General features: G+C 68.2%; 11 protein-coding genes. 8 read left to right on the forward strand and 3 right to left on the reverse strand.

Features of this window, described 5'->3' with window-relative positions; all coding sequences use genetic code 11:
* Nucleotides 1–3: 3 nt before the first annotated feature.
* Nucleotides 4–828, reverse strand: a complete 825-nt coding sequence (locus FL583_RS04300; RefSeq protein WP_142703126.1) for a hypothetical protein — start codon at nucleotides 826–828, stop codon at nucleotides 4–6.
* Between the two features lie 35 nt (nucleotides 829–863).
* The gene (locus FL583_RS04305) at nucleotides 864–1,175 is read right to left on the reverse strand and encodes a hypothetical protein (RefSeq protein ID WP_142703127.1); all 312 of its coding nucleotides are present in this window, start codon (nucleotides 1,173–1,175) and stop codon (nucleotides 864–866) included.
* Nucleotides 1,176–1,466: 291 nt separating this feature from the next.
* Between FL583_RS04305 and typA the strand changes: the two genes are divergently transcribed.
* The 6 genes from typA to FL583_RS04335 all read left to right on the forward strand — a co-directional run bounded on the left by typA (nucleotide 1,467) and on the right by FL583_RS04335 (nucleotide 9,687).
* On the forward strand, nucleotides 1,467–3,359 hold the full coding sequence (typA, locus tag FL583_RS04310; RefSeq protein ID WP_142703128.1) for a translational GTPase TypA: 1,893 nt from the start codon (nucleotides 1,467–1,469) through the stop codon (nucleotides 3,357–3,359).
* Between the two features lie 316 nt (nucleotides 3,360–3,675).
* Nucleotides 3,676–4,752, forward strand: a complete 1,077-nt coding sequence (locus FL583_RS04315; RefSeq protein WP_142703129.1) for an ABC transporter permease — start codon at nucleotides 3,676–3,678, stop codon at nucleotides 4,750–4,752.
* A gap of 53 nt (nucleotides 4,753–4,805) precedes the next feature.
* Nucleotides 4,806–6,548: an ABC transporter substrate-binding protein gene (locus tag FL583_RS04320; RefSeq protein ID WP_205751826.1), complete on the forward strand. Its 1,743-nt coding sequence runs from the start codon at nucleotides 4,806–4,808 to the stop codon at nucleotides 6,546–6,548.
* Between the two features lie 69 nt (nucleotides 6,549–6,617).
* Complete coding sequence (locus FL583_RS04325; protein ID WP_142703131.1) at nucleotides 6,618–7,607, forward strand: ABC transporter permease; 990 nt, start codon at nucleotides 6,618–6,620, stop codon at nucleotides 7,605–7,607.
* A complete protein-coding gene (locus FL583_RS04330) occupies nucleotides 7,604–8,662 on the forward strand; it encodes an ABC transporter ATP-binding protein (RefSeq protein ID WP_142703132.1) in 1,059 nt (352 codons plus the stop codon). Before FL583_RS04325 ends, FL583_RS04330 begins: the two co-directional genes overlap by 4 nt.
* 5 nt (nucleotides 8,663–8,667) lie before the next feature.
* Entirely contained in the window at nucleotides 8,668–9,687 is a 1,020-nt protein-coding gene (locus tag FL583_RS04335; protein WP_420843114.1) for an ABC transporter ATP-binding protein, read from the forward strand.
* Between the two features lie 142 nt (nucleotides 9,688–9,829).
* Here the strand turns inward: FL583_RS04335 and FL583_RS04340 are convergent, their stop codons facing one another.
* Entirely contained in the window at nucleotides 9,830–11,911 is a 2,082-nt protein-coding gene (locus tag FL583_RS04340) for a S9 family peptidase (RefSeq protein ID WP_142703134.1), read from the reverse strand.
* 30 nt (nucleotides 11,912–11,941) lie between these two features.
* Here FL583_RS04340 and mshB point away from each other — a divergent pair, with 30 nt between their 5' ends.
* Nucleotides 11,942–12,781, forward strand: a complete 840-nt coding sequence (gene mshB, locus FL583_RS04345; RefSeq protein ID WP_142703135.1) for an N-acetyl-1-D-myo-inositol-2-amino-2-deoxy-alpha-D-glucopyranoside deacetylase — start codon at nucleotides 11,942–11,944, stop codon at nucleotides 12,779–12,781.
* Nucleotides 12,778–13,155, forward strand: a complete 378-nt coding sequence (locus FL583_RS04350) for a hypothetical protein (RefSeq protein WP_142703136.1) — start codon at nucleotides 12,778–12,780, stop codon at nucleotides 13,153–13,155. The genes mshB and FL583_RS04350 overlap by 4 nt, the downstream gene beginning before the upstream one ends.
* Nucleotides 13,156–13,184: the final 29 nt, after the last annotated feature.

The following is a 13,184-nucleotide window of genomic DNA, read 5'->3' on the forward strand; positions in this document are numbered from 1 at the left end:
AGATCACCCGACGAATCGCAGATCGGAGAACCAGCCGGCCGAGACCGCCATCACGTAGAAGTCCGTGACCGCGAGCGTCGCCAGCGTCGTCCAGGCCAGGCCCATGTGGTGGCCGTTGAGCTTGGACACGAACGTCCAGGCGCGATACCGGACCGGGTGCTTGGAGAAGTGCTTGAGCTTCCCGCCGACGATGTGCCGGCAGGAGTGGCAGGACAGCGTGTAGGCCCAGAGCGCCACGACGTTGCCGACCAGGATCAGGTTGCCCAGCCCGAAGCCGAAGCCGCCGGGCGAGTGGAACGACTGGATCGCGTCCCAGGTGTTGATCAGCGAGATCAGGAACGCGGCGTAGAACGCGTACCGGTGGGCGTTCTGGCCGAGCAGCGGGAACCGGGTCTCACCGGTGTACTTCGTGTGCGGCTCGGAGACCGCGCAGGCCGGCGGCGACAGCCAGAACGACCGGTAGTACGCCTTCCGGTAGTAATAGCAGGTCAGCCGGAACAGCAGCAGGAACGGCAGGCTGAACGCGGCGAACGGAATGAACCAGACGTCCGGCAGCACCCGCCCGAAGTGTGCGCTCTCCGGCACGCAGCCATTGGAGACGCAGGGCGAATAGAACGGCGTCAGGTAGTGGTAGTCGTCGACCCAGTACCACTTCTGCATGAATGCCCGCACGGTCGCATAGGCGACCCAGGCCACGAGGCCCAGCACGGTCAGCAGGGGGGCCAGCCACCATCTGTCGGTGCGCAGCGTCCGGACGCGTATCTTGGCGCGTTCTCGGGGCTGGGAACTGGCGGGGGAGACTGCCGGGGGAATAGGGGGTGCACTCATGCCTGGGGTGGCTCCTGTGAAGTTTTCGTCGTGACCTACCGGTGACCGCCGAGGCCTTCGTCGTCGCAATCGCGCCAGAGATCCGGTGGATATGGCGTATCGGACACGTAGTGCAGCCGGGTCTCGGCTGTTGCTCCGGCGGGGGCGGGTGGCAGGTCGCCGAGTTCGTCGAGGTCTTCGACGAGCCGGCGGACGTCACTCACCAGGCGCCGGACGCCGAGCGTCTCGGCGTGATGGGCCTGTAGCCGGCTCACTGCGCGTTCCAGCTCGACCAGCGCGCGCCGGACCTGCGGGAGGTCCGGATCGAGCTGGGTCGAGGTTGTGGCTCCGCTTTCACGCACCGACATCGTGACCACCTCCGTGGCGCCCCAACGCGCCTACGGGACGCCGGGCAAGTCAGCCCGCCGGCGCCCCATTGCGCGTCGACCCTACGTATCGGCAGTCTGCCGTGATCCATCCCACACGGGAAGCGTTTACGCGTATCCGGCGTGCCGCCGATCGGACTTGATCGTGCAAAGTCCGGTTCCGTCATGAACGACGCTGCCGGTCGGGCTCGACCGGCGTGCAACGTAGAATAGGTATTGCCCGGTGTCGAGAATGTCGCGGGCGCAACCCGAAAACCTCAGGAGCGTCCTCGCATGTCCGCCCACTCCGACGACACGGTGCTCTCCCGCCGCGACGATCTGCGCAACGTCGCGATCGTCGCCCACGTCGACCACGGCAAGACCACGCTGGTCGACGCCATGCTCTGGCAGTCCGGCGCGTTCAGCGCCCACCAGAAGGAACAGGGCGACGTCGACGACCGGGTCATGGACTCGATGGACCTCGAGCGCGAGAAGGGCATCACGATTCTCGCGAAGAACACCGCGGTGCAGTACGGCGACACGACGATCAACATCATCGACACCCCCGGCCACGCCGACTTCGGCGGCGAGGTCGAGCGCGGGCTGTCGATGGTCGACGGCGTGCTGCTGCTGGTCGACGCGTCCGAGGGTCCGCTGCCGCAGACCCGGTTCGTGCTCCGCAAGGCCCTCGAGGCCAAGCTGCCGGTGATCCTCGTCGTCAACAAGGTCGACCGGCCCGACTCCCGCATCGCCGAGGTCGTCGACGAGGCCTACGAGCTGTTCCTCGACCTCGACGCCGACGAGCACCAGATCGAGTTCCCGATCGTCTACGCGAGCGCGAAGGCCGGGCGGGCGTCGCTGGAGCGGCCCGCGAACGCGAGCCTGCCCCAGGAAGAAGACCTCAAGCCGCTGTTCGACGCGATCCTGCAGACGATCCCGGCGCCGAAGTTCGACCCGAACGTGCCGCTGCAGGCGCACGTCACCAACCTCGACTCGTCGCCGTACCTGGGCCGCCTGGCGCTGTGCCGGGTCCATAACGGCACGATCAAGAAGGGCCAGCAGGCCGCCTGGTGCCGCACCGACGGGTCGATCGAGCGGGTCAAGATCACCGAGCTGCTCATGACCGACGCGCTCGAGCGCAAGCCGGTCGAGTCGGCCGGCCCGGGCGACATCATCGCGATCGCCGGTATCCCCGAGATCACGATCGGCGAGACGCTGGCCGACCCGGACGACCCGCGCCCGCTGCCGGTCATCACGGTCGACGAGCCGAGCATCTCGATGACGATCGGTATCAACACCTCGCCGCTGGCCGGTGAGAGCGGCAAGAAGCTGACCGCCCGCCTGGTGAAGAGCCGCCTCGACGCCGAGCTGGTCGGTAACGTCAGCATTCGCGTACTGAACACCGAGCGGCCCGACACCTGGGAGGTCCAGGGCCGGGGCGAGCTCCAGCTCGCGGTGCTCGTCGAGATCATGCGCCGGGAGGGCTTCGAGCTGACCGTCGGCAAGCCCCAGGTCGTCACCAAGGAGATCGACGGCAAGGTGCACGAGCCGATGGAGCGGCTGACCATCGACATCCCCGAGGACTACCTCGGCGTGGTGACCCAGCTGATGGCCCTGCGCAAGGGCCGGATGGAGCAGATGGTCAACCACGGCACCGGCTGGGTCCGGATGGAGTACCTGGTGCCGGCCCGTGGCCTGATCGGGTTCCGTACCGAGTTCCTCACCGACACCCGCGGTACCGGCCTGCTGCACCACGTCTTCGAGAAGTACGAGCCCTGGCACGGCGAGCTGCGCACCCGTCCGACCGGGTCGCTGGTCGCCGACCGGCGCGGGCCGACCACCGGCTTCGCGCTGGCGAACCTGCAGGAGCGGGGCGTGATGTTCGTCGGCCCCGGCACCGAGGTCTACGAGGGAATGATCGTCGGTGAGAACTCCCGGGCCGACGACATGGACGTCAACCCCACCAAGGAGAAGAAGCTGACGAACATGCGTCAGTCCTCGGGTGACGTGCTGGTCCCGCTGATTCCGCACCGGCAGATGTCGATGGAGCAGGCGCTCGAGTTCTGCCGCGAAGACGAGTGCATCGAGGTCACTCCGGCGACCGTGCGGATCCGGAAAGTCGTTCTCTCCGCCCACGAGCGCGAGAAGACCCGCGGACGTCGCAAGTGGGCGAACCCGCCCGCGTGATCGTTGAACAATGAACGGCCCGGTCGCGATGCGACCGGGCCGTTTCTGTTAGCTGATTGATACCTCGGGTAAATCCGTAGACGTCCTGCTACCCGCTGTCGCGTCGCCGCTGCGCTCGTGATTGAGCTGTTACACGATTGTGGGCACTTGCCGCCTCGCCGTTATGAACATTCGCGTAGCTTTTCGGCGGGGCGGCGCAGAACGGCATGTGCACGTCACAACAGGGACGACCCTCGCGGGTCGTCCGCGCAGCCGCGTCTTCACTCCGCTTCACGCCCAGTGTGGGCCGCTTCGGCAAGGAAGGAGAACGCCAACGATGAGCTCTGTCGGCGGCGATCGGTCCGCGACGGAGGCCGCGGGCAACCTCAGTGGCCCAGGTCCCGTCCTGCCGCTCGACACGGAGGCCGTGCTCGCACCGGCGTCCGGCGACGAGCCCGGTGAGGCCGGCGGTGACGCGCCCAAGATCCAGGGCCGCTCACCCGGACAACTCGCCTGGGCCCGCCTGCGACGGGACAAGGTCGCGGTCGCCAGTGCCGTTGTACTGGTGTTCTTCGTCCTGGTGGCGATCTTCGCAGACCTGATCGTGTCTGCCTACGGAATTAACAAGGACCAGCTCTTCCAGAACCAGCTCGACTCGCTGGGCTACCCGCTCGGCTACCTGGGCGGCGTCAGCGGGGATCACTGGTTCGGGCTGGAACCGCAGCTGGGCCGGGACATCTTCGTCCAACTCGTCTTCGGGGCCCGTACGTCGCTCGGGATCGCGCTCGCGGCCGCTCTGCTGAGCACGGTCGTCGGCGTCATCCTCGGGCTCGTCTCGGGATTTCTCGGCGGCTGGGTCGACTCGGTGATCAGCTGGATCACCGACCTCCTTCTGGCGTTCCCGTTCATCATCTTCTCGCTCGCCGCGATTCCGATCATCAACACGTTGATCACCGGTTCCGTGCAGAAACAACCGAGCGTGGAATCACGGATCTACGTCGTCGTCGGAGTGCTGGTGACGTTCGGGTGGATGAGCACTTCGCGTCTCGTCCGCGGTCAGGTTCTCTCGCTGCGCGAACGCGAGTTCGTGGACGCCGCCCGGGCGGCCGGCGCCGGAACCCGGCACATCATTTTCCGTCAGCTGTTGCCGAACCTGTGGGCGCCGATCCTGGTGACGTTCTCGTTGGCGGTGCCGCAGTACGTCACCACCGAGGCGGCATTGTCGTTCCTCGGAATCGGCGTCACCGAGCCGGTGCCGGACTGGGGACGGATGATCTTCCGCTCGACCAGCTTCGTGTCCGCCGACCCGGCGTACGCGTTCTTCCCCGGCATTGCTCTGTTCTTGCTCGTGCTCGCGTTCAACCTCTTCGGTGATTCGCTGCGCGATGCACTTGATCCCCGGTCTGCGCGATGACCGGTCAGTACGGGCTGAACCCCACCGGGTGCCCGAAGGAAAGAGAGGTCCTCGTGCGACGACCAGTACGGACGCTGAGCGTCGGCATCCTCGCGGTGGTGCTCGCCGCTGCAGGATGCAGCAAGAACACCGGTGACGACAACGCCACTGGGAGCGATCAGAAGGCGACCACGCAGACCGCCACGCTGGCTGACAACTCCGACGGACCCGCTCCCGAGGTGCCCGGTGCCAAGAAGGGCGGCACCGTCACGATCTACACGAGCGGCGACTTCGAGCACATCGACCCGCAGCAGAACTACGTCGTGCCGGCCCAGACGACCGGTACGAACCTGCTGTACCGCTCGCTCACCACCTACCGGGAGAACGGCGACGGCAAGCTGGAGGTCGTGGGCGACCTGGCCACGAACACCGGCGAGGAGTCCAACGGCGGTAAGACCTGGAAGTTCACGCTGAAGGACGGCCTGAAGTACGAGGACGGCACGGCGATCACGGCCAAGGACGTCGCGTACGGCATCGCGCGTTCGTTCAGCCCGGACCTGCCCAACGGCCCGCACTGGTGGGCGCAGTGGCTCTCGGGTGACGCGGACTACAACAAGACGTACAAGGGTCCGTACAACGGTGGCGCGCTGGTCCCGCCGAACACCCAGGTGCCGGACGACAAGACGATCATCTTCAACTTCCCGGAGCCGCACGCGGACACCCCGTTCGCGGCCGCGCTCTCGACCACGGCCCCGGTGCCGCAGGCGCGGGACACGAAGATCCAGTACGACAACCGGCCGTTCTCGTCCGGCCCGTACAAGATCCAGACGTACCAGCGCACCCAGAAGATGGTGCTGGTCCGGAACCAGTACTGGGACCCGAAGACGGACCCGGCGCGTCACGACTACCCGGACTCGTACGTCGTCGACTTCACCCGGACCGCGGAGCAGGCCAGCCAGCTGCTGATCTCCGACGCTGGTGCGGCTGCGTCGTCGCTGACGTTCCAGGACATGACGATCCCGGCGAGCGTCTACCCGAAGGCCGTCCAGTCGGCCAAGGACCGGATCCTCACCGGGCCGGACCAGTTCGTCTGGCAGATCAACTTCAACACCCAGCGGGTGACCGACCTCAAGGTTCGGCAGGCGTTGAACTACGCGATCGACCGCCAGGGTCTGCTGAAGGTCTGGGGCTCGTACGCGGGTGACCCGGGTACGACGCTGCTGTCGCCGACGACGTCGGGCTACCAGAAGTACAACGCGTACGACGGTGGCGTGACCGGCAACGTCGAGAAGGCCAAGGAGCTGCTGGGTGGCAAGAAGGTCACGCTGACCTACGGCTACCGGAACACCGAGCGCAACCAGGCGATCGCCGCGTTCCTGAAGAGCAGCTTCGCGCCGATCGGCGTCAACCTGAACATCCAGCCCATCGACGAGGACCAGTACTACACGGTCATCGGCAAGAAGAACAACCAGTTCGACATGTACATGTACGGCTGGGGTTCGGACTGGCCGGGCGCCGGCACGGTCATCCCGCCGCTGTGGGACGGCACCCGGATCACGCCGGAAGGTAACAACAACACCGCGTACCTGAACGACCCGAAGACCAACGCGGAGGTTGCCCGAATCCTGAAGCTGTCCGACCTGACCGAGCAGGACAAGGCCTGGGCCGCGCTGGACAAGGACATCATGACCCGTCTCGCGCCGACCATCCCGGTCATCTACGACAAGCAGACGACCCTGTACGGCTCGAAGATCGGTGGCATCTACCTGAGCGCGCCGTACGGCAACTCGGGTCTGAACAACCTGTACGTCAAGTAGCAGTATCTCCGCTGATCCGGCCGGCCGTCCGACGGCGGCCGGCCGGATCCGCTCCCTTGGGAGAGGCACGTGGCCCGGTTCATCCTCCGGCGAGGCTCGCTCGCGCTGCTGACGTTGTTCGGCGTGAGCGTCCTGACGTTCGCAATGTTCTTCGCGGTTCCGACCAGTCCGGCCGAACTGCAGTGCGGTCGAGATTGCCGTCCCGCGCAGGTAGCGAACATCGAGAAGCAGCTCGGTCTCGATCGTCCGATCTACGTGCAGTACGGCGAGTACATGAAAGGCATCGTCGCCGGCCGGACCATCGGCTCCGGCGACACCGCGATCGACTGCCCGGCGCCCTGCCTGGGCTGGTCGTTCCGCAGCAGTGAGGCCGTGACCAGCATCGTCGGGCGTGCGCTGCCGGTGACGGTGTCGATCGTGGTCGGTGGTGCGGTGCTGTGGGCTTTGCTGGGCGTCACGCTCGGCTTCATCTCCGCGTTGCGCCGGGGCACCTGGATCGACCGTTCGGCGATCGGGTTCTCGCTGGCCGGTGCCTCGCTGCAGATCTACTTCGTCGGCCTGCTGCTGCAGGTGTTCTTCGTCTACACGTTGAAATGGCTACCGACGCCGTCCTATACGAGCCCGTTCGACAACGTCGGTGACTGGTTCGTCGGGATGATCCTGCCCTGGACGACGCTGGCGTTCCTGAACTCGGCGATCTACGCCCGGCTCACCCGCGCCCAGATGCTCGAGACGCTGTCCGAGGACTTCGTCCGGACGGCCCGGGCCAAGGGGCTCCCGTCCCGGCAGGTGTACCTGCGTCACGCGCTGCGGGCCGGCATCACGCCGATCGTCACGATCTTCGGTCTCGACCTGGGCGTCTCGCTCGGTGGCGCGGTGATCACCGAGAACGTGTTCGGTATGCCGGGGCTCGGGTTCGTCGCCGCCGACGCGGCCCGCCAATTGAACTTGCCCGTCGTCATGGCCACGGTGTTGCTGGCCGCGTTCTTCATCATCCTGACGAACGTCATCGTCGACTGGCTCTACGCGTACATCGACCCGCGGGTGAGGCTCGGATGACCAACCCAGAACTCGACGCCGAGGACTTCCTGAAGGTCGAAGACCTGAAGGTCTCCTTCAAGACGATGGACGGCGTGGTGCAGGCCGTCGACGGCATCTCGTTCGGCGTCCGGCGCGGACAGACGCTCGGCATCGTGGGCGAGTCCGGGTCCGGCAAGTCGGTCAGCAGCATGGCGATCATGGGCCTGCACGACGCCAAGCGCGCCGACATCACCGGGCACATCAACGTCGGTGGCTCCGAGATCGTCGGGTGCCCCGAGGAGAAGGTGCGCAAGCTCCGCGGCCAGACGATGGCGATGATCTTCCAGGATCCGCTCTCGGCGCTGCACCCGTACTACACGGTGGGCCGGCAGATCGTCGAGGCGTACCGGATCCACCACCCGGACGCGTCCAAGAAGGTCGCCCGCACCCGGGCGATCGAGATGCTCGACTGGGTCGGCATCCCGCGCCCGGACAAGCGCGTCGACAGCTACCCGCACGAGTTCTCCGGCGGTATGCGCCAGCGCGCGATGATCGCGATGGCGCTGGTCAACGACCCCGACCTGCTGATCGCCGACGAGCCGACGACCGCGCTCGACGTCACCGTGCAGGCGCAGATCCTCGACCTGCTCGAGGACCTGCAGCGCGAGTTCCACTCGGCGATCATCATCATCACGCACGACCTCGGCGTGATCAGCCAGATCGCCGACGACGTGCTGGTGATGTACGCCGGGCGGGCCGTCGAGAAGGGCACCGTCGAACAGGTGCTCCGGCGTCCGCAGCACCCGTACACCTGGGGTCTGCTGAACTCGGTACCGTCGCTGCACGGGGACGCGGAAGCGGACCTGGTGCCGATCAAGGGCAGCCCGCCCAGCCTGCTGAACCGGCCGTCCGGGTGCGCGTTCCACCCGCGCTGTCCGTACGCCGGGCAGAACGGGAACCGTTCGTTCACCGACGTGCCGGAGTTGTTGCCGGTGCTGGACGACGCCGGACACTCGGTGGCGTGTCACCTGCCGGCGGACCGCCGGCGTGAGATCTACCAGCGGGACATCGCGGAAGCCGGAGTGGCGCTGTGACCGACGTGAAACTGGAAGAGGAAGCCCGCGTCCCGGGCGGTGCGGCTCCTCGCCGGGACGCGCTGCTGTCGGTCCGGGGGCTCGCGAAGCACTACCCGGTCAGCGGCGGGGTGTTCGGCGAGAAGGCCGTCGTGCGTGCGGTCGACGGCATCGACTTCGACGTGTCGCCGGGCGAGACGCTCGGGCTGGTCGGCGAGTCGGGCTGCGGGAAGACGACGACCGGGCGGATGGTGATCCGGCTGCTCGAGGCGTCGGCCGGCACGATCACGTTCGAGGGCAAGGACGTGACGAAGGCGCGCGGGCGGTCGCTCACCCAGCTGCGCCAGGACATGCAGATCATCTTCCAGGACCCGTACTCGTCGCTGAACCCGCGGCACACGGTCGGGCGGATCATCGAGATGCCGCTGAACGTCAACGGGATCAACCCGCCGGGCGGGCGGAAGAAGCGCGTTCAGGAGATGCTCGAGCTGGTCGGGCTTAACCCGGAGCACTACAACCGGTACCCGCACGAGTTCTCGGGTGGGCAGCGGCAGCGGATCGGGATCGCCCGGGCGCTGGTCGTGCAGCCGCGGTTCATCGTCGCCGACGAGCCCGTGTCGGCGCTCGACGTGTCGATCCAGGCGCAGATCATCAACCTGCTGCGCAAGCTGCAGAGCGAGCTCGATCTGGCGTTCCTGTTCATCGCCCACGACCTCGCGGTGGTGCGTCACTTCTCGCAGCGGATCGCGGTGATGTACCTCGGGAAGATCGTCGAGGTCGGTGACCGGGAGGCGATCTACGAGCGGCCGTCGCACCCGTACACGCGGGCGCTGCTGTCGGCGGTGCCGGACGTGACGCGGCTCGGGAACGCGGACTCCAAGCGGATCCGGCTGGCCGGCGACGTGCCGACGCCGCTGGACCCGCCGTCGGGCTGCCGCTTCCGCACCCGCTGCTGGAAGGCCCAGGAAAAGTGCGCCACCGAGGCGCCGCCGCTCACGATCAAGAACGGCGGATCACTAGCCGCCTGCCACTACCCAGAGACCTGAGTGGGCGGCCCGCCCAGAACGACGCTGACAGCCGCGCCACCCGACTTGAGTATCACTTATACGCGGCGTCGAGTGGCGCGGATGTCAGCGCCGCCCTGGGCGGGCTCCAGGTCAGAACAAGAACAAGAGCGCCTGGCGGCGCTCAGGAGCTGAGCGACCTGCGGAGGAAGTCGAGTTGCAGGAGAAGTAGGTTCTCCTTGACGGTCTCGTCCGTGGCCATGTGGGTGATGCCGGTCAGGGGGAGCACCTCGTGGGGGCGGCCGGCGGCCAGTAGTGCGGACGACAGCTGCAGCGTGTGCGCCGCCACGACGTTGTCGTCGGCCAGCCCGTGCACGATCATCAGCGGCCGGGACAACTTGTCGGCGTCGGGGATCAGCGACGACCGGCGGTACGCGTCCGGCTGCTCGGACGGCAACCCCAGGTACCGCTCGGTGTAAAACGTGTCGTACAGCACCCAATCGGTCACCGGCGCTCCGGCGATCCCGGCGTGGAAGACGTCCGGCCGGCGCAGCACGGCCAGCGCGGCCAGGTACCCGCCGAACGACCAGCCCCGGATCCCGACCCGCCCCAGATCCAGGTCCGGGTGCTCCTTGGCCACCGCCAGCAACCCGTCGACCTGGTCGTCCAGCACCGGACCGGCGAAATCGAGCCGGATCGCCTCCTCGAACGACGGCGAGACGCCCGGCGTCCCCCGCCCGTCGACGACCACCACCGCGAACCCCTGATCGGCCCACCACTGCGGCTCGAGCCACATCGTCCCGGCCGCCATCACCTCCTGGTGGTGCGGACCGCCGTACGGGTCCATCAGCACCGGCAGCCGGGTGCCGGGCGTGTGGTCCCGCGGGTACAGGACGGCGGCAGGCAACCGCCGGTCGGTGACCCGCGTCAGCACCGGCGACGCGACGAACGGCGGCGCGGCCGCCGAGGACTCGAGCACGTGGTCCCCGACCGCGTAACGCACCCCGATCGTGTCCAGCGTCCGACGGATCTCGACGGTCGTCGCGCCGCCGGACACCGCACTGAACCAGCCGACGCCCTCGGTGACTCGTCGCGCGGTGCCGTCCGGCCCGACCCGGTACACGTGGTTCTGCTCCGGGGCGTCCTCGGTGCCCTCGACGAGGAAGTCGGCTCCGTCCTGGCCGACGTACCGGCGCACGTACAGGCCGGTCGGCGTCACGGTCACCCCGCCGACGCTCAGCTGCCTGGCGTCCGCAGTGGAAGAACCCAGCACCAGACGACCGTCGCCGAGCAGCACCGGGGTTCCGGGCAGAACCTCCAGCCAGGGTGCACCGGACAGCGTCGAGTGCGTGGTGAGCTCGCCGGTGTCGGGGTCGGCGCCGAGGACCAGCGCGGCCGACTGACGGCGGTCCATCACCGTGAACAGTGGGCAACCGCTGTCGTCCCAGCCGCCGGTGACCAGGTAGGGGTACTCGGCCGAGTCCCAGGAGAGGTCGAGCCGGCCGCCGGCCAGCGCGAACACGTGCAGGCTCACGACCGCGTTCGGGCTGCCCGCCTGCGGGTAGCGGATCTCCGACGGCGGGCGACCGGGCTGGGCCGGGTCGGCGATGTACCAGGTCTGCACGGGCGACTCGTCGACCCGCGCGGCCAGGATCCGCGACGAGTCCGGCGACCACCAGTAACCCCGGAACCGGTTCATCTCCTCGGCCGCGGCGAACTCCGCGACGCCCCAGGAGACGCCGTCCTCGGCCACGACGACCCGGTCGGTCCACACCTCGTCGGTTCGGGACAGTACGTGCAGCGCACCGCCGGTCACGTACGCGACGTGCTCACCGGACGGCGACGGACGCGGATCCAGCACCGGCCCGGCCACCGGGAGCTCCACCGGAGTGGGCTCGTCGCCGGGCAGCAGCCCGATCCGGAACAGCTTGCCGCCGAGCGTGAACACCGCGGTGCGGGTCTCCTCGTCGGTGGCGTACGAGACGATGCCGCCACCGGCCTCGCGGCGACGCTCGCGCAGCGCCTTCTCCTCCGGGGGGAGGTCCTCGTCGTCGGAATCCCGGAACGCCCGCGGATCGGCGACCACCCGCTCGGTGCCGGGCCCGACGTCGAACACCCAGAGCGCGTGCACGGGGTCGGTCGGGCCCGCGGAGCGGAGGAACACCACCCGCTCGCCGTCGCCGGACACGGCGACGGTGCGGGGCGCGCCGAGCGTGAACGTGCGGGTCCGCGCGGCCAGACGAGGGAACGACGTCTCCGGATTCACGCTCCCATCCTGTCAAATACGCTTACGCCCATGATCGCCCGCCGCCTCCTCCTCGTTCACGCCCATCCCGACGACGAGACGATCACCTGCGGCGCGACGATGGCCAAGTACGCGGCCGAGGGTGCCCACGTCACGCTCGTCACCTGCACGCTGGGCGAAGAGGGCGAGATCCTGGTGCCGTCGCTGGCCGGGCTGGCCGCCGATCAGGCCGACCAGCTGGGCGGCTACCGCATCAGCGAGCTGCACCGGGCGCTCGAGGCCCTGGGCGTCACCGACCAGCGGTTTCTCGGCGGCACCGGTCGCTACCGCGACAGCGGGATGATGGGCACCCCGCAGAACGACCACCCGCGCGCGTTCTGGCGGGCCTCCGTCGACGTGGCGGCGGCCGAGCTCGCGTCGATTCTGGTCGAGGTCCGGCCGCAGGTCGTCATCACCTACGACCCGGACGGCCTGTACGGCCATCCCGACCACATCCAGGCGCACCGCGTGACGATGAGGGCCATCGAACTCGCGGCCGACGTCTGGCGGGTCGAGAAGGTCTACTTCCCGTCCGAGCCCCGCTCACTGCTCGCCCGGGGCATCGAGCAGTTCGCGACGTCGAAGGAGAACCCGTTCGAGGGCGTCCGGGACGTCGACGCGCTGCCGTTCGTCACGCCGGACGAGAAGCTCGGCGCCCGGATCGACGCGTCCGCGTACGCGCTGGCCAAGCAGGCCGCGATGCGGGCGCACGCGACCCAGGTCGACCCGGGGACCTGGCTGCACGTGCTGGCCGAGAACCTCGGGGTCGAGCCGGTCGGCGTCGAGTACTTCATCCGGGCCGTCGGCGAGGGCGGCAACGGAACCGCGTGGGAAGACGATCTGTTCGCATGAATCCCGAGTGGGTGTTGAGGGCGTCGGCGGTGCTGGTCGGCACCGTCCTGCTGGTGGTCACCGCGACGATCGCGGCCTTTCTCTCGGCGTTCCGGGTCGGGGCGACGCTGGTGCCGATCAGCTGGGTGGTCGCGGTGGCCGGAATCGTGATCGGGCTGTGGGTCACCTGGTACGGCTCGCAGGTGAACGGCCTGACCGGAATCCCGGCGCTGGCCTGGTTCGGCGCGATGCTCTGGCTGTCGTCGAAGCGGGCCGAGGGCGACCTCGCGGTGCAGGGCAACTGGGTCGGTTACGGGCTGCTGCTGCTCGGCATGGTCGCGATCATCGTCACGATTGCCGCGTTCGTCATGCGTCCGCAGCGCAGAATTTCTTAAGCACGTCACCCGGCGTGGCGGCCATGTCC

It is taken from the genome of Cryptosporangium phraense (genome assembly GCF_006912135.1).
GTDB lineage: Bacteria > Actinomycetota > Actinomycetes > Mycobacteriales > Cryptosporangiaceae > Cryptosporangium > Cryptosporangium phraense.